The sequence below is a fragment of the Winogradskyella flava genome (assembly GCF_014243395.1).
Taxonomy (GTDB): domain Bacteria; phylum Bacteroidota; class Bacteroidia; order Flavobacteriales; family Flavobacteriaceae; genus Winogradskyella; species Winogradskyella flava.
On record NZ_JACLCP010000001.1, the window covers coordinates 1,258,437 to 1,274,890 of the forward strand.

Annotated in this window: 16 protein-coding genes; 3 read left to right on the forward strand and 13 right to left on the reverse strand. The window is 33.9% G+C overall.

The window, feature by feature from the left end:
• Positions 1 to 118: 118 nt before the first annotated feature.
• Together H7F21_RS05585 and H7F21_RS05590 are read right to left on the reverse strand one after the other, a co-directional pair.
• Complete coding sequence (locus H7F21_RS05585) at positions 119 to 904, reverse strand: zinc ribbon domain-containing protein (protein WP_185788222.1); 786 nt, start codon at positions 902 to 904, stop codon at positions 119 to 121.
• Positions 905 to 906: 2 nt separating this feature from the next.
• Positions 907 to 2,001: a Nif3-like dinuclear metal center hexameric protein gene (locus H7F21_RS05590; RefSeq protein WP_185788223.1), complete on the reverse strand. Its 1,095-nt coding sequence runs from the start codon at positions 1,999 to 2,001 to the stop codon at positions 907 to 909.
• Between the two features lie 40 nt (positions 2,002 to 2,041).
• Here H7F21_RS05590 and lpxK point away from each other — a divergent pair, with 40 nt between their 5' ends.
• Complete coding sequence (lpxK, locus tag H7F21_RS05595; protein WP_185788224.1) at positions 2,042 to 3,040, forward strand: tetraacyldisaccharide 4'-kinase; 999 nt, start codon at positions 2,042 to 2,044, stop codon at positions 3,038 to 3,040.
• On the opposite strand, the gene H7F21_RS05600 is transcribed toward lpxK, so the two are convergent.
• Genes H7F21_RS05600 through H7F21_RS05630 form a run of 7 tightly spaced genes read right to left on the reverse strand, consistent with a single transcriptional unit; the run spans position 3,037 to position 10,347 of the window.
• On the reverse strand, positions 3,037 to 5,274 hold the full coding sequence (locus tag H7F21_RS05600; RefSeq protein ID WP_185788225.1) for a tetratricopeptide repeat-containing hybrid sensor histidine kinase/response regulator: 2,238 nt from the start codon (positions 5,272 to 5,274) through the stop codon (positions 3,037 to 3,039). The genes lpxK and H7F21_RS05600 overlap by 4 nt on opposite strands.
• Before the next feature lie 30 nt (positions 5,275 to 5,304).
• A complete protein-coding gene (gap, locus tag H7F21_RS05605; protein ID WP_185788226.1) occupies positions 5,305 to 6,321 on the reverse strand; it encodes a type I glyceraldehyde-3-phosphate dehydrogenase in 1,017 nt (338 codons plus the stop codon).
• The gene (gene lipA / locus H7F21_RS05610) at positions 6,321 to 7,193 is read right to left on the reverse strand and encodes a lipoyl synthase (RefSeq protein WP_185788227.1); all 873 of its coding nucleotides are present in this window, start codon (positions 7,191 to 7,193) and stop codon (positions 6,321 to 6,323) included. Before lipA ends, gap begins: the two co-directional genes overlap by 1 nt.
• Before the next feature lie 51 nt (positions 7,194 to 7,244).
• Complete coding sequence (locus H7F21_RS05615) at positions 7,245 to 8,489, reverse strand: Nramp family divalent metal transporter (protein WP_185788228.1); 1,245 nt, start codon at positions 8,487 to 8,489, stop codon at positions 7,245 to 7,247.
• Positions 8,489 to 9,034 carry an RNA polymerase sigma factor gene (locus H7F21_RS05620; RefSeq protein ID WP_185788229.1) on the reverse strand — a complete coding sequence of 182 codons (546 nt, stop codon included), beginning with the start codon at positions 9,032 to 9,034 and terminating at the stop codon, positions 8,489 to 8,491. The genes H7F21_RS05615 and H7F21_RS05620 overlap by 1 nt, the downstream gene beginning before the upstream one ends.
• Positions 9,025 to 10,137, reverse strand: coding sequence for a glycosyltransferase (locus H7F21_RS05625; protein ID WP_185788230.1), 1,113 nt, complete (start codon positions 10,135 to 10,137; stop codon positions 9,025 to 9,027). The genes H7F21_RS05620 and H7F21_RS05625 overlap by 10 nt, the downstream gene beginning before the upstream one ends.
• A 6-nt stretch (positions 10,138 to 10,143) precedes the next feature.
• Positions 10,144 to 10,347, reverse strand: a complete 204-nt coding sequence (locus tag H7F21_RS05630) for a membrane or secreted protein (RefSeq protein WP_185788231.1) — start codon at positions 10,345 to 10,347, stop codon at positions 10,144 to 10,146.
• A 134-nt stretch (positions 10,348 to 10,481) separates the two neighbouring features.
• On the opposite strand from H7F21_RS05630, the gene aqpZ reads away from it, so the two are divergent.
• Positions 10,482 to 11,168 (forward strand): aquaporin Z, encoded by a 687-nt coding sequence (gene aqpZ / locus H7F21_RS05635; RefSeq protein WP_185788232.1) that lies wholly within the window; start codon positions 10,482 to 10,484, stop codon positions 11,166 to 11,168.
• Between the two features lie 64 nt (positions 11,169 to 11,232).
• Here aqpZ and H7F21_RS05640 read toward each other — a convergent pair whose 3' ends face one another.
• The 4 genes from H7F21_RS05640 to H7F21_RS05655 all read right to left on the reverse strand — a co-directional run bounded on the left by H7F21_RS05640 (position 11,233) and on the right by H7F21_RS05655 (position 14,972).
• A complete protein-coding gene (locus H7F21_RS05640; protein WP_185788233.1) occupies positions 11,233 to 12,030 on the reverse strand; it encodes an anti-sigma factor in 798 nt (265 codons plus the stop codon).
• A gap of 12 nt (positions 12,031 to 12,042) precedes the next feature.
• Positions 12,043 to 12,576: an RNA polymerase sigma factor gene (locus tag H7F21_RS05645; RefSeq protein WP_185788234.1), complete on the reverse strand. Its 534-nt coding sequence runs from the start codon at positions 12,574 to 12,576 to the stop codon at positions 12,043 to 12,045.
• A gap of 192 nt (positions 12,577 to 12,768) precedes the next feature.
• Positions 12,769 to 13,782 (reverse strand): UDP-N-acetylmuramate dehydrogenase, encoded by a 1,014-nt coding sequence (murB, locus tag H7F21_RS05650; protein ID WP_185788235.1) that lies wholly within the window; start codon positions 13,780 to 13,782, stop codon positions 12,769 to 12,771.
• Positions 13,782 to 14,972 carry a pyridoxal phosphate-dependent aminotransferase gene (locus H7F21_RS05655; protein WP_185788236.1) on the reverse strand — a complete coding sequence of 397 codons (1,191 nt, stop codon included), beginning with the start codon at positions 14,970 to 14,972 and terminating at the stop codon, positions 13,782 to 13,784. The genes murB and H7F21_RS05655 overlap by 1 nt, the downstream gene beginning before the upstream one ends.
• A 112-nt stretch (positions 14,973 to 15,084) precedes the next feature.
• Here H7F21_RS05655 and H7F21_RS05660 point away from each other — a divergent pair, with 112 nt between their 5' ends.
• Positions 15,085 to 16,440, forward strand: a complete 1,356-nt coding sequence (locus H7F21_RS05660; RefSeq protein WP_221892431.1) for a retropepsin-like aspartic protease — start codon at positions 15,085 to 15,087, stop codon at positions 16,438 to 16,440.
• Positions 16,441 to 16,454 lie beyond the last annotated feature (14 nt).

The window sequence follows — 16,454 nt, forward strand, 5'->3', positions numbered from 1 at the left end:
CCTAAATAGCAGTGTCTTATTATTGCTATTAATCACTATTCCGAACATATGTGAGGAACAATAAAAAAGCCTTTGCATTTGCAAAGGCTTTCTTTATATACTTTATATAGTAGAGCGTTTACTTACTCAATTTAGCAAACAGTTTATCCATTTTCGTTTTTTCTTCATCAGCTAATGCAGCATCAACAAGGATACGTCCACTATGCTCATCCGTTATTACTTTTTTGCGAGATGCAATTTCAACTTGTACTTGTGGTGGAATTGTAAAGAAAGAACCACCTGATGCACCACGTTCAATTGGCACAACTGCCAAACCATTCTTAACGTTGTTTCTAATTCTAAGATATGCTTTTACTAATCGCTCATCAATTTTCTTTTGAAAATCTTCAGACTTACTAATTAAAGCTTCTTCTTCTTTTTCAGTTTCCTTTAAAATTTCATCCAACTCACCTTTTTTATGCTTCAAGTGTGCTTGACGATCTTTAAGACGATCTTTAGTTTCAGAAATAACTTCTTTCTTTTGCTCTATTTGAGCTTTAAATTCTTTGATGTGCTTTTCAGCCAACTGAATTTCTAGTTCCTGAAATTCAATTTCCTTAGTTAAAGAATTATATTCTCTGTTATTTCTAACATTATTTTGTTGCTCGCTATACTTTTTGATTAAAGCTTTCGCCTCTTCAATTAAGTTCTTCTTTCCTTTAATCTCATCGTCAATAATAGCAAGACTGTCATTTAATTTTTCTAATCTAGTATTAAGTCCTTCAACTTCATCTTCTAAATCTCTAACTTCTAATGGAAGTTCACCTCTGACATTTCTTATTTCATCTACTCTAGAGTCAATTAATTGTAAATCGTATAACGCTCTTAACCGCTCTTCTACAGTAGCTTCAGCTTTTTTTGCCATAATTATAAATACTTTACCGGATTTGTATTTGTCTTTGATAAAACGACTGCAAAATTAGTAATTTTTTTCGAGAGATAGTCTACTAAAAACGATTTTGTGAACTGCTCACTTTCATAATGACCAATATCTGCCAAAATAATATCATTTTCTGCACTAAAAAAATCATGATACTTAAGGTCAGCCGTAACTAAGAGATCTGCACCTGAAGCCTTAGCGGCGCTAATGGCAAAACTTCCTGAGCCTCCCAATACTGCAATTTTTTTAATTGGTTTATTTAATAATTGAGAGTGTCTCACACATTTGGTATTCATCTTGGTTTTAACAAATTCGAGACACGCTTTCTCATTCATCGGATTTCCAAGCTCACCAATCATGCCCATACCAATATAAGGGTTACTATTAGCTAGCTCGAACATTTCATAGGCGACTTCCTCGTATGGATGCGCATCAAAAAGTGCTTTTAAAATTTTGTGTTCAAGATGTTTCTTAAAGACAACTGAAATTGCCGTTTCATTTTCTTTATGCAGTGTTCCTTTTTTACTAACTGACGGATTTGAATTTTCATTTCCGCGATACGTACCTTCACCTTCAATATTAAAACTGCAAGAATCGTAATTGCCAATACTACCAGCACCTACATCGAATAAAGCAGCCCTTAGGGTTTCTGCATTGGCTGTTGGGGCATACGTCTGTAGTTTTTTCATTGTACCAGATTGTGGCATCAAAATTTGCTTATTCTTTAATTCTAATTGATCACAAATAATGGAATTAACACCTTGTAGGGCATTGTCTAAAGCCGTGTGAATGGAGAATATTGAGATATTATTTTGAATAGCTTTTATTACAACACGCTCTACATAGGTTTTACCAGTTAGCTTTTTTAAACCTTTAAATATTATAGGGTGAAAGCTTACAATGAGGTTGCAATTGGTTTCAATAGCTTCATCGACAACAGTTTCAAGCGTATCTAAAGTGACCAGAATTCCTGAAACGTTTTGAGATTTGTCGCCAACAAGTAGACCAACATTATCAAAATCTTCAGCATAAGCCAATGGCGCTAAATCGTGTAGGTGATTTATAACATCTTGAATAGTCATAAGTGTTAATTTGTTTCAAAAATAACATATTTTCGTACTCGTGAAGTTTATACGTATCATATTGTTTCCTATTGTGCCCATTTATTATTTAGTAACATGGTTGCGCAATATGCTTTATGATTCTGGCATAAAAGCTTCGAAATCTTATGATATTCCAATAATATGCGTTGGGAATCTTAGTACTGGTGGTACAGGAAAAACACCAATGATAGAGTATTTAGTCAGATTGTTGAAAGACGCAAAATCTGTTGCCACATTAAGTAGAGGTTATAAAAGGGTAACTGAAGGTTATGTTTTGGGAGATAATAATTCTCGTGCTGATACTATTGGTGATGAACCTTATCAATTCTTGAGAAAGTTTAACGATATTAAAGTCGCTGTTGACGGGAATCGCCAAAATGGAATTGAACAGTTGTTATCTTTAAAAGATAAACCCGAAGTCATTTTACTCGATGACGCCTACCAACATCGAAAGGTAAAAGCGGGATTTAATATCCTTTTGACGTCGTATGATCAACTTTATTATGGGGATATCGTGTTGCCAACTGGAAATTTGAGAGAGCCACGCTCTGGTGCCAAGAGGGCAGATATTATTGTAGTGACTAAGTGTCCAAAGGAAATCTCACAGTCGAAGAAAAATGCAATGACTTCAAAATTAAACATACAGCCACATCAATACTTGTTTTTTAGCTATATAGATTATTCTGATAAGGTCATTTCGAAAAATAATACTTTGGAATTGGTTACTCTGCCAAAATTCACGTTGGTCACTGGCATTGCGAATGCTAAACCACTTGTAGGTTTTCTTACTGAAAAAGATCTAGATTTCGACCACATTGAATATACGGATCATTATAATTTTAGACCAACTGATATTGAAATGTTGGCTACAAAAGAACTTATTCTAACCACTGAAAAAGACTTTGTAAGACTTTCTGATAATGAAGATTTACAGGATAGTTTATATTACTTGCCTATCACTTTAAAGATTGCAGATTCTAATATTTTTGATGATTTAGTAAAATCGTTCGTAGGTTAGAAGAAGCTTGAGGTTACCTCTTTACCTGAAAGGACGTCGTAGAGTTTATTTTCAAAATCCTCTTGTTTAAAAGGTTTTGAAATTATGTCATTGAAGCCAGCTTCGCCAAACTCATGCATCTTGTCTTCTAGAGTTACCGCTGTAAGCGCAAAGATGGTTAAGTTTTTATCAAAAGTTCTAATGATTTTTGTAGCTTCTAATCCACTGATTCCCGGCATGTGTATATCCATCAATACCACATTGTATGCTGTTTCTTTTACTTGTTCAACAGCGGCTTCCCCATTATCAACCACATCACAGTAAAGACCCATTTTATTGAGTATCTTTTTGGTAATCATTTGGTTAATCTTGTTGTCTTCAACAATTAGAATCTTAACATTGCCTAAGTCCAAATCTTCCATCCTATTAGATTTTTTAATTTCTTCTACTTTTGGTTTTTCGGCTTGATCAGCTTTCTCTAAAGGAATTTCAAAGAAGAATGTAGTGCCTTTGCCTAGTTCACTCTTCAAGTAAATTTTACCCTTAAGTATTTTGATCAACCCTTTTACAATAGATAAGCCAAGACCAGTACCGCCATACTTGCGGTTAATTTGTACAGAGCCTTGTGAGAAGCTCTCAAACATTTGTTCTTGCTTTTCTGTTGTAATGCCAATACCATTATCTTCAATTTCAAATCGGAGCGAGTACATCTTATCTTTCTGGTCAATTTTGTAAGCTCTGATCCAGATGTCTCCATCTTTTGTGAATTTAATGGCATTACCAAGTAGGTTAATTAAGATTTGGGAAATCTTTAATTGGTCACCGTTGTAAACTTCAGGTAAACCGTCGTCATAATCAATATGTAAGTTTGTGCCGTTATCTTTTGCAGAATTGCTCAGGGCAGAAATTACGTTTTCTATTTTATGTCTTAAGTTAAATATCTCTGGATCCAACTCAACTTTGTTAGCTTCAATCTTGTTAATTTGAAGAATGTCGTTTATAAAAGTCAGTAGGTAATCACCTGAGAATTTTAATGATTTTAAATGTGGTATTTGATGCTCTTTTGGTTTTTCGTCCAACAGCATGTTGGTTAAACCTGTAACGGCATAAAGTGGTGTTCGCAATTCATGCGTAACGGTAGATAAGAAATTCGCTTTGGTTTTGGAAGCTAGTTCTGCTTTCTCCTTTGCAACAATAAGTTCATCATTCTTTTTGTGCAGCATATTATTGGTCTTTAACCTTATGTTATTGTTTTTGTACAGGGATAAGGTTAAAAGTGATAAAATAGTAATAAGAGCTATGCTTAATATTGTTGTAATTCTTGTGAAATTACTTTCTGCACTAACTTCATCGATTTGAGCTTGCAATTGTGCATTTTCAGCGTCCTTGTATTGGTTAATATAAAGTGCAGAAACACCTGGTGCTAAATTCTCACGTTTAATATTTAAAATCGAATCAGATAATTTAATATGCCTCGTAATATAATCGTAAGAGCTCCTGTAATCTCCTCTTTCTTTGTGAATGTCACTCAGTGTTAAATAAGCTTCATTAATATTTTCTAGAATATTATTGGATTTGGCTATAGCTAAACCTTCTTCAACTTTGGGTAATGCTAATGTATTATCATTTTGTGCGTAATAAATCTTTCCAGACTGAATTAAAGCACTACTAAGTCTTCGATTCTGTCCATGTTTTTTAGCAATAATTATAGTCTTGTCAAGTTCAGACTTGGCATCATCATAACGCTGCAAGGCAATATAAGCTTTAGCCTCATTAAGGGTGACTTCGGAGATGTATTCTTCTAAATCTTCTTGTTCAAAAAGTGTTTTGGAAGAATTAAAGTACTCCAATGCATCGTCATATTCTTCTTTTGTACTGTGAATAACGCCTTTTATGTTATAGGTTATGGCTAGGTTTGCGTAGTCACTATTCTCTCGTTGTAGCTGTATTGCAGTATTGAGTGACACGTTAGCTTTATCCGTATTTCCGACTAAGTATTGAACCTTTGCAATCTTTGTATGGATTATGCCTTGATTCTTTTTATCATCAATTTTTTCAGCAATAGCCATAGCCTTGTCCAGATTGTCTTTGGCATTATAGTAGTCGCCTCGGTCACTCTCTAGTTTGGCCTGGTATATGTGATTTTGAAGTCTGGAAGACAGCATATCTTTATCTTCAACACCATCTTCCTGTGGGAAAATCAGACTGCAAAAACACGCTAAAAAGACAAATATGTAATATTTGATTTGGGGCATTTCAGCTCACTTTTATATGAACAAATATAATTATTTATTCGACAAAAGTGCTTTTTTGTCCGATAAATTGCAAATTAAATCTAAAATTCTCGAACTGTAGCCAGTTTCATTGTCGTACCAACCTACTATTTTCACCATATTTCCAATGACTGAAGTCATTTGGGAATCGAAGATACAAGAGTACGGGTTGCCAACAATATCAATGGAAACGATAGGATCTTCTGTATATTCCAAAATTCCTTTTAAAGTTGATTTTGAAGCTGTTTCAAAAATTCTATTTACTTCTGCAATACTAGTATTCTTTTTAACATTAATAGTAATGTCAGTCAATGATCCATTTGCTACTGGAACTCGAATGCCACAACCTCCAATGACATCAGATAAATCTGGAAAAATTTTGGTTAAAGCCTTTGCTGCACCGGTTGTTGTTGGCACAATGGATTGCCCAGCTGCTCTTGCGCGTCTTAAATCTCTATGAGGCTGGTCATGTAGGCTTTGATCTGTTGTGTAGGAATGTACTGTAGTTATGTAGGCTTGCTTAATACCAAAATGCTTATTAATTAATGCAATCATAGGCGCTGCATTGTTTGTGGTGCATGAGGCGTTGGATATAATGGTTTCCGAGCCATCCACACTTGTATCATTTACGCCCAAAACAATGGTTTTTACGTCATCATCCTGAGAGGGAACTGATAATATTACTTGTTTTGCACCATTCTTTAAATGATGCTGAAGTTCTGTTTTAGTCTTGAATTTACCAGTAGATTCAATAACATAATCTGGTTGGACATTTGACCAATCAATGGACTTGGGATGCGTTTGATTATAAAGTGGTATTGAGGTATCATCAACAATAATATGATTTTTGCCTGAAGACACTTTGTTGTCTAAAACACCATGAATGCTATCATATTTTAATAGATGACTTAAAGTTTTAGCATCAGCTAAGTCGTTTATGGCAACAACTTCTATTTGAGGATGTTTTAGTGCTAACCTAAATACGCGACGACCAATTCTACCAAATCCATTTATGGCAACCTTAATCATTAATTAATATGTTTTTGTGCCTTGTATGAAGATCTAACCAGAGCACTACTTTCTACATGTCTAAATCCTAGATCTAGGCCTATGGCTTTAAACTCATCAAACTCATCAGGATTAATGAAGCGCTTAACAGGTAAGTGCTTTTTACTTGGCTGCAGGTATTGTCCAATTGTCACGACGTCGACATCATTTTCTCTAAGATCGTGTAATGTTTCTATAACTTCTTCACGAGTCTCTCCTAAACCTAACATAATTCCAGATTTTGTTCTGCGTTGGCCTTGTTGTTTTAAATATTTTAAAACTCCCATGCTTCGGTCGTACTTAGCCTGAATCCTAACTTCACGAGTAAGACGTCTAACTGTTTCAATATTATGGGAAACAACTTCTGGAGCGACATCAATAATTCTATCGATATGTTTTTCGATACCTTGAAAATCAGGAATTAAAGTTTCAAGAGTGGTTTCAGGATTCATTCTACGCACCGCTTTTACGGTTTCTGCCCACATAATACTTCCCATATCTTTAAGGTCATCTCTATCTACACTAGTTAAAACGGCGTGCTTTATTTGCATAATCTTTATAGAACGCGCTACCTTTTCTGGCTCATCCCAATCCACAGTTTCAGGTCTTCCTGTTTTAACACCACAAAATCCACAAGAACGTGTACATACATTTCCCAAGATCATAAATGTTGCTGTACCTTCTCCCCAACATTCACCCATATTTGGGCAGCTTCCAGAAGTACAAATAGTGTTTAATTTATACTTATCTACAAGACTTCTAAGTTCAGTATATTTTTTGCCAGTTGGTAACTTTACACGCAACCATTTTGGTTTTCTTTCAGGTAAAATATTTGAAGCTACTTTGGTTTCCATTCATTTTCAATTTCGAGACAACAAAGATACGAAGTAAATAATTAAAACAGTCTAGAGAATTCTTAAGTACCAGATGCTGAAACCTATTAAAAATAGAATACCTAACCAAGATAAAACGTGAAGCTTTAAACTTGGTCTCCAATCTTCTGGAGTATTTTTTCCTGAAATTAATTTGTAATTGATAATGGCATAAAATGGTGCAGTAACAAAAGATAGAATAGTCGCAATTTTTATTAATAAGCCCATTTCTGAAGCAAAGGCAAAAAAGATAAAAATAGTACCAAAGGCTAATACGAGTATCCAAAAGAGATAGCCATTTTTTGACGACTTATTTTGTAATAGTTCTAAGGTTTTAGACATTGCCCTAGGAGAAGCATCTAATGTGGTAATGGTTGTACTGAACATGGTTGTAAATGCAGCAATACCTATTAGGACATGCGCCCAATTACCTAAACTATTTGTATACAAATCAATAAGTTGATTGGAAAAGACTGCGGCTTTATTACTGAAATTTTCTCCTGTATCGAACATTACAAAATAACCTAAGCAGAAGAAAGCAAGCCCTAAAACAATAGCTCCGAAGTAACCAATATTAAAGTCGAGAAGTGCATGCTTCGGTGTAAATGAGCTTTCATCTTTTTTCTTTTCAATGGCCCAAATAGAGTGCCAAATAGAAATATCCAAAGGTGCAGGCATCCAACCCATAAACGCGATTAAGAAAAATATTTCGGTTCTATTTTCTGGTAATATTTGGGCAAAGGAAATAGGTGTATCAAATTCCGTGTATGCAAATGCCACGGCAACCAAGGTGCTTATGGTTAATGTTATTATAATGACTTTTATAAGTTTATCCAAAGTACTATACTTTCCTAAAAACAGAATGAATAGACAAATAGCCAATATTATGATGGTCCATACTTCGACACTACTTATACTTTCGATACCAAAGTTTAAAACACTTAGATCTCCAAAAAGTGAATTTGCTAATCCAGCAGTTACAATGGTAACTGCCGTCTGTATGGTAAACATGGTGCCCAAGGTTAACATAAAGTATGCGATCAACACACCTTTACCTAACTTTTTATAGCCTTCTAAAAGACTTTCTCCTGTAGCGGCAGCATATCTAGGACCATATTGAAAAAAGGGATATTTAAATAAATTAACTAGTAATAACGCCCAAAGCAACCCAAGTCCATATTCTGCGCCAGCTCTAGTGGACTGTACCAAATGAGATACACCAATGGCTGCACCTGCAAATAGTAATCCAGGACCTAGTTTTTTTAAAAGGGACAGCATTATGTTTTTGTAATAATAGCGGCTAAAAGTTTTTTAGCCCTTAGAAGTTTTACTTTAACGTTGTTAATTGGTTCTTTAAGCTCTTCGGATATTTCCTTGTAGCTTAATTCTTGAAAATATCTCAAGTTAATCACTTTTTGATAGTGAGGTTTTAATTTTTTTATATCTCTAAGAAGTTTAGCGAGATTCTGTTCTGTTATAATTCTATCTTCTGGAGTAGGAGAGTCGTCTACGATGTCAAAATAGTTGTCCTCACTGTCTTTTGACGTGTTTTTAATGGTTTTCTTTTGCTTTCTGACTAAATCGATGTGAATGTTCTTGGAAATAGTAATCAACCAAGTTTTAAATTTATAGTCTTCATTATAAGTGTTAATCTTGTCAAAAGCTTTAGAAAATGTCTGAATGGTAATATCTTCTGCATCATTCTCATTTTGGGTGCGTTTTAACTGAAAGGCGTAAACGTCATTCCAAAAGGTGTCTAATAGAAAGTTGAACGCAATCTGATCATTCTTTTTTGCTTTTTTAATAGCGTCTTCTATTTCCAATGTTTGGGTTTCGATATAAGGTTAGCTATAAAGATACTTAATTGTATAATAATTAAAAATAAATCCAAAAAAGGTGTGTAGTAAACAAGATTAATGTCATCAAGTTTTTTAGCCGTTAATCCAAAACTTATAAGTTGAATGATAAATCGTAAGGCGATTAAGGCTACAACCCATATCAAATTAAAACCTAAGAAAACCAGCGTAATACCTAAAACCCAGAACAGTAGTTGAGAAGTGTAAAAAAGGCCCAGTAATAACTTATGTTTAAGTTTGTAAAATTTCGCTGTACTAATGTGTCTGCGTTTTTGCAATAGCCATGTTTTAAAGGAGGTTTTGGGTTTGGAAATTGTGAAACTTTCTTTAGATATGCATATATCAGTGTTTTGTTTATTTGCAACTTCGTTAACAAATAAATCGTCATCTCCAGATTTGATAGACATATGTCCATTAAAGCCATTGTTATTGAAAAACAACTCTTTTTTATAAGCCATATTTCTACCAACTCCCATATATGGCGAGCCTAAACTTGCATAAGAGAAATACTGCATAGCCGTCAGTATGGTTTCAAAACGTATTAATGCATTTAACACAGAGAATGCTTTTTTTGAATACCCTCCATAACCTAAAACTATATCTTTTTGCTTAGAGAATTTACTACTTATGTGAGCGAGCCAATTGTCTGAATTTGGTTTACAATCAGCATCTATAAATACTAATACATTATGATTTGAAGCTTTTATACCTAGAGTTAATGCATACTTTTTATTTCCCCAAAACGCTTCAGCTATTTTTACATCCACAAGTTTGATGTTGTCATGCTTTGTTTCAAATTCTTTAATAACTTCTAGAGTGTCATCCGAAGAACTATCATTTATTAAAACGATTTCAAAAGGAGTATAGTTTTGTTTTAAAATTAGGGGAAGATTTTGTTTTAAGTTTTCTGACTCATTTTTAGCACAAATTATAACAGAAATTGGCACTTGTTTTTTTAAACGTGTTTCGACTTGCTTGGTTCCAAAAGCAAATAAAAAACTGAGATAATAAATAACTTGTATACTGACAATTACTGCAAAAGCAAAGAATAGTATAGTAGTTAAACCCATTAAGATTTAAGAATGTTGAGTTTCGTTACAGTTCTTGAATTGGTCTGGAGTTTTGCCGCAGAAACCGCAAGCTTCACCATCCTTATTAAGCATAGGGTTTTGGCTTGCGCATGTGCCCGCGAATTCGCCATCCTTTTTTGCCCATAATTTTATGCCAATCCCAGCTACGGCCAGTAGTAAAAGTCCAAGGGTAAGGAGTAATAATTTCATTATTATTGCTTAAATTTAAGCAAAGATAATGCTTTTACATTTATTTCTTGCCCTACTTCAATTGTGACTTAGCACTTCTATCTTGTGTCCCATTATTATTAATCATTATTTTACTAACTAATTAATTATCAATTATGAAAAAATTATTTGCTGAGTTTTTTGGAACATTTTGGCTAGTTTTTGGAGGTTGTGGTAGTGCAATATTTGCTGCCGGATTTCCAGAATTAGGAATTGGATTTGTAGGCGTAGCTTTAGCTTTTGGCCTTACTGTGTTAACTATGGCTTATGCTGTTGGACATATTTCTGGAGGTCACTTTAATCCTGCAGTTTCTATTGGTCTTTGGGCAGGAGGAAAGTTTGAAGCTAAAGATTTGATAGGTTATATTATCGCACAAGTCGTTGGCGCAATAGTAGCTGCTGCGGCGCTTTATTTGATTATTTCAGGAAAGTCTGGTTTTGAAACTGTTGGAGGTTTTGCTTCCAATGGTTATGATGCTTTATCGCCAGATGGTTATAGTATGATGTCCGTTTTTATAGCCGAAGCTCTTTTAACTGCATTTTTCCTGCTGGTTATTCTAGGAAGCACAAATGCTAGGGCACCTAAAGGGTTTGCTCCAATTGCCATTGGTCTAGCTTTAACCTTAATTCATTTAATCAGTATTCCTATCTCAAATACTTCGGTAAATCCTGCGAGATCTTTAAGTCAGGCTCTGTTTTCTGATGGTGGTCATTTAACCCAGGTTTGGTTATTTTGGGTGGCTCCAATTGTTGGTGCCATAATAGGTGGTATTATCCATAAAACACTTTTTGAAAAAGAATAACTTCAAAAAAGCATATAAAAAAAGGCGCAATTTTTGCGCCTTTTCTTTTCTATAATTTAATTGTTTATTCTTTCTCTTTTAAGGAGACTTCAGCTACCTCATTATCGTCAGTAGTATTTTCACCATCTCCACTTGTACCAATCTTAATACTCAGTGCCAAGGCATCTTCCATATATGGTATTGGTTTCAATCTACGATCAGTTTCATCTAAAATGCCTAGGTTAACCATTCTATCCTGCAGCTCAGCCCAAATTTCATAATGCTGATTCTTTGGCAGTTGAGGCAGCGCAATCACATCTATCATGGATGTTTTTTCTACCGGATTAATATAGGCAACAGTTTTTAAATTTTTTGCACGTGCATTACCATTGATAACGTACTTCTTTGCATCTGGGTTATTGAGTTTATTTAACTCTCTAGATAATTCAGAAAGTCTTGAATTGTTATTTTCAATATCGCTTCTTAAGTCAAAAATTTCATCAACTACGACATTATTTTCATCAGCCAATTGTAGATTTTTCTGATATAACATAAACGATGTCACAGCAAATAATACAGCAGCAGCGCTAGCGGCAATACTGTACCAAGGTGTTTTCTTATTTTGAACTAACTGAATAACTTTCGTATCATTTGATTCATTCAGTGCTTCCAAAATATTCGAAAGCACGTCATTAGGTACGTCAACAGCACCAGCCTTTGCAATAAGCTCTAAATTATCTTGAAGCTTTTCATAAGCAGAAGCTACTTCAGGATAGTTATTAATGAAAAATTCCACTTCCTTGGTTTCATCATAGGAAGTTTCACCCACTAAATATTTATTCAGTAAGTTGGAATTTAAAAAGCTATGTAATTTTGTTTCCATAATAAATACATTTTAAGGATCGTACACTTTTTTAAGTTCACGTAATCCTATTTTTAACCTAGACTTAATAGTACCAAGAGGAATGTCTAATTCATCACTCGCTTCCTGTTGTGTCATACCTTGAAAAAACAGGGCGTCTAACACTATTTGGTACTTTTCTTCTAGTCGTCCAACATGCTCTTTAATATCCATGACATCTTGGTTTAAATTGCTTGTTGGTAAGATATATACGTTTGAAGTATCAATTTGGACTTCTTTCTGATAACGATTATTAAAACTTCTTAGTTTATCGATGGCCGTATTTCTTGCAATACGAAATAACCATGTAAAAAGTTTGGCTTTGCTAGAATCGTATTTGTGCGCATTTTTCCATACCTTGATAAAGGTTTCTTGCAAGGCGTCTTCCGCAATTTCTTCGTTTATGGTAATCTTAAGAATAACACCATAAAGACTATTGGAATAATTTTCATAAAGCAGATTCAAAGCACGTTTATCTCCTTTTTTAAGTAAATCAATGATTTTTTGTTCTATAGGTGTAATACTCAAAATGTTAAAAAATATTTTTTTTCTTTTAAAACATCCAAAATGGATTTCCAAACGTAAATATAACTAATTAGGCCTTACAAGGTTAATAGCACATATAATGTTAGAATAATTTTCCCTCACATGAGGATTGATTAATAGCATTTATAGAATTATTCTAAATTCAAAAGTCGCAATATCATTTGCGACTTTTGTTTATATAATATTTACTTCAGTTTCTATATCGATGTCAAAAATTCGCTTTACGGTTTTTTGAATCAACTTGGCCAGCTCAAAAATATCATTCCCATTGGCATTACCGTAATTCACCAAGACCAGTGCTTGTTTCTTGTGAACCCCATAGTCATTAAAGCGTTTCCCCTTAAAACCCGCTGTTTCAATAAGCCAGCCAGCTGGAACCTTGATTTCGCTATCAGAAATCTTATAATTTGGAGCTTCAGGGAAGCTTTCTTGTAGTTTTTCAAATTGCTCTTTTGAAATAATAGGGTTTTTAAAAAAGCTTCCGCTATTTCCAATGTCCTTAGGGTCTGGTAATTTGCTTTGTCTTATGGCTATGACAGCTTTTGAAATATCTTGTATTGTTGGATTGCCAACTAGAGACACTCCTAGTTGTTCCTTTATTGCACCATAATCCATGTGTAATTTGTGATTGATTTTTGATAGCTCAAAATTTACACTTGTGATGATATATTGGCCTGCCAACTCTTGTTTAAAAACCGATTCTCTGTAATCGAACTTGCATTCTTGCTTTGTAAACGTTCTTGTCTCTTGATTTTTGATATTTATAGCTTCACAGCTCACAAAAACATCTTTAAGCTCGACGCCATAGGCTCCAATATTTTGAATTGGAGCTGTGCCTACATTACCAGGAATGAGTGATAAGTTTTCTATTCCACCGTAATTGTTATTAATACACCAAAGTACGAATTCATGCCAATTTTCACCAGCCATGGCTCTTACAATGACTATATTATCAGTTTCACTTACAACTTCAATACCTTTTAGATTAATATGAAGCACTAAAGCTTCAATATCTTTTGTTAATAGCATGTTGCTGCCACCACCAAGAACAAAAAGTGAGTTATGATGTTGTTTTTCTAACGTTTCCCTAAGCTCTGTAACAGTTGATATATTACAATATGAAGCAGCCTTTACATCAATACCGAAAGTATTAAATGGTTTTAAAGAAACATTGTTTTGTATAGTCATTAGTCCTTGTAAACTTTTAACGCCTCTGCTAATACTTTGATGGCTACCCGTAAACTTTCTTCATTCAGGACATAGGCGATGCGAATTTGATTTTTACCTACACCAGATGTAGAATAAAAACCAGCTGCAGGTGCAACCATTACTGTACTGTTCTCATAATCAAAAGACTCTAATAACCAACGTGCAAAATCATCTGAGTTCTTAATTGGTAATTCTGCAATACAATAGAAAGCACCATTTGGTTTAGCCACTTTTACGCCAGGTATTTTTTCAAGACCTTCAATGAGAACATCCCTGCGCTTCATGTATTCCTGTCTAACTTCATCAAAATAACTTTTTGGTGTATCTAAAGCTGCCTCAGCCGCAATTTGTGCTAAAGTAGGCGGACTCAATCGCGCTTGTGCAAATTTTAATGCGGTTGTTATAACGTCTTTGTTTTTGGAAACTAGATAACCTATTCTGGCACCACACATACTGTAACGCTTAGACACTGAATCTATAACGATACCGTGCGCTTCTAATCCAGGTTCCTGCAAAATTGAATAATGTGGATCACCATCATAGACAAACTCTCTATATACCTCATCGGCAATCAGGAATAAGTCATGTTTTTTAACAATAGAAGCCAATTTTTTAATTTCCTCTTTAGAATACATATAACCTGTAGGGTTACCTGGGTTACATATTAAAATAGCTTTAGTTTTAGGAGTGATAAGCTTTTCAAACTCTTCAATTGGCGGAAGTGCAAAATTATTTTCAATTTTTGAAATTACGGGAACTACATTAATGCTTGACGCTGTAGAAAATCCATTATAATTAGCATAGAATGGCTCAGGAATGATAATCTCATCACCTTCGTCCATTATACTACCAAAAGCAAATAATAGTGCTTCACTACCACCTGTCGTAACAATGATATCGTTATGGGTAACCTCTATAGCATTGTTTTTGTAATATTTAGCAATTTTCTTTCTATACTCCTCAGAACCTTCAGATCTCGAATATGCCAGTATCTCCAAAGAATGAATTTTTACGGCATCCAATGCCAAGGTAGGCGTTTTAATATCTGGTTGACCGATATTAAGATAATAAACCTTTTTACCTCGCTTATTAGCTTCTTCTGCAAAAGGCACCAATTTTCTTATTGGTGATTCAGGCATATTTATGCCCTTGTTAGAGATTTTTGGCATCGTTCTAAGTTTAAGGTGCTAAGTTCTGAAATTTCTTAAAGTTTATATAAAAAATAATGATTAAAATAAGTTCTAAAGTAAAGATTTGTAAGTTTAGTTAAAGGATTTTAGATTGAAGATATTAAACAAATATGTAATACTCTGTCTGTTGTGTTTTAATAGTTGGCTATTAATAGCTCAAGGAAGTTTTTTTCTTAAGAACGATGCCAGTTCAAAAATACATTTCGAACTTATTAATAATCTAATAGTAATTCCAATCAAAATTAATGGTACAGAGCTGTCTTTTATTTTAGATACAGGTGTGAGCAGACCTATTTTGTTTAATTTGACAGAGCGTGATTCATTGAATATAAAAAATACTAAAACCTTTTTTCTGCATGGTTTAGGTGCAGATGGCAAGATTGAAGCTTTAAAATCTAGTGGTAATAAATTTGGTATTTCTGAAGCCGTTGGACTCAATCAGGATTTGTATGTGATTTTTGATTCAGAAATCAATTTTACACCAAGACTAGGAGTAGTAATTCACGGTATTATTGGCTACGATATTTTCAAGGATTTTGTGGTAGAAATTAATTACAATTCCAAATACATACGATTACATAAACCAGATAAATTTAGGCCCAAGACTTCAAAGAAGTGGAGAAGTTTGCCCATTGATGTTAATAACAAAAGGGCATACGTAAATGCCAAAGTTACTATAGCTAAAGACGAAAAGCCTGTAAAACTTCTTATTGATACAGGTAGTAGTGATTCTATTTGGTTGTTTGAAGATGTAGACAATGGTTTGGTTCCTCATAAAGATTTATTCTTTGTAGATTTTTTAGGTAAAGGACTGAGCGGATCCATTTATGGAAAACGATCTAAAGTAGATTATTTTAAACTGAGTGACTTTAATTTGGAAAATGCCAATGTTGCATATCCAGATTCTACTTCTATTAATGCACAAAAAATACATAAGGATAGAAATGGAAGCCTTGGAGGAGATATCTTGAAGCGCTTCAATATATTTTTTGATTATACAAACGGAATACTATATTTCAAGAAGAATAGTTATTTTAAGGATCCTTTTAATTACAACAATAGTGGTATTGTAGTTGAGTATAATGGTACCATGTTTATTGAAGAGCAAGTTAGTATTCCGACAAGTATAAGCGAGAATTCAAAAACTCAGCAGAGCGCTGTTCAGATAAACACTTCAATGAATTATAGGATATTACTCAAGCCAATTTATAAAATAGTTGAATTGAGGGAATCATCAAACGCTTATGCATCAGGTTTAAGAATTGGTGATGTTCTTATTGGCATAAATGGTAAAAGGGCTTATGATTTTAAACTCAATGAATTAAATGAAATTTTTTATGGTAAAACAGGAAAAACAGTTTATTTAAAAGTGGAGCGCAATGGTCAAATTTTAAAATTCAAGTTTAAGCTGGACAATGCCTTTAAAAAAAATGAGCTCCCAAATTGAGAGCTCATAATTAC

Excerpts from the sequence above, each read along its gene's own strand:
- murB (WP_185788235.1), bottom strand. The coding sequence starts at position 13,782 with ATGACTATACAAAACAATGTTTCTTTAAAACCATTTAATACTTTCGGT.
- H7F21_RS05615 (WP_185788228.1), bottom strand. The coding sequence starts at position 8,489 with ATGCTGTCCCTTTTAAAAAAACTAGGTCCTGGATTACTATTTGCAGGT.
- H7F21_RS05590 (WP_185788223.1), bottom strand. The coding sequence starts at position 2,001 with ATGACTATTCAAGATGTTATAAATCACCTACACGATTTAGCGCCATTG.
- H7F21_RS05585 (WP_185788222.1), bottom strand. The coding sequence starts at position 904 with ATGGCAAAAAAAGCTGAAGCTACTGTAGAAGAGCGGTTAAGAGCGTTA.
- gap (WP_185788226.1), bottom strand. The coding sequence starts at position 6,321 with ATGATTAAGGTTGCCATAAATGGATTTGGTAGAATTGGTCGTCGCGTA.
- H7F21_RS05640 (WP_185788233.1), bottom strand. The coding sequence starts at position 12,030 with ATGGAAACAAAATTACATAGCTTTTTAAATTCCAACTTACTGAATAAA.
- H7F21_RS05625 (WP_185788230.1), bottom strand. The coding sequence starts at position 10,137 with ATGGGTTTAACTACTATACTATTCTTTGCTTTTGCAGTAATTGTCAGT.
- H7F21_RS05655 (WP_185788236.1), bottom strand. The coding sequence starts at position 14,972 with ATGCCAAAAATCTCTAACAAGGGCATAAATATGCCTGAATCACCAATA.
- aqpZ (WP_185788232.1), top strand. The coding sequence starts at position 10,482 with ATGAAAAAATTATTTGCTGAGTTTTTTGGAACATTTTGGCTAGTTTTT.
- H7F21_RS05630 (WP_185788231.1), bottom strand. The coding sequence starts at position 10,347 with ATGAAATTATTACTCCTTACCCTTGGACTTTTACTACTGGCCGTAGCT.
- H7F21_RS05600 (WP_185788225.1), bottom strand. The coding sequence starts at position 5,274 with ATGCCCCAAATCAAATATTACATATTTGTCTTTTTAGCGTGTTTTTGC.
- lipA (WP_185788227.1), bottom strand. The coding sequence starts at position 7,193 with ATGGAAACCAAAGTAGCTTCAAATATTTTACCTGAAAGAAAACCAAAA.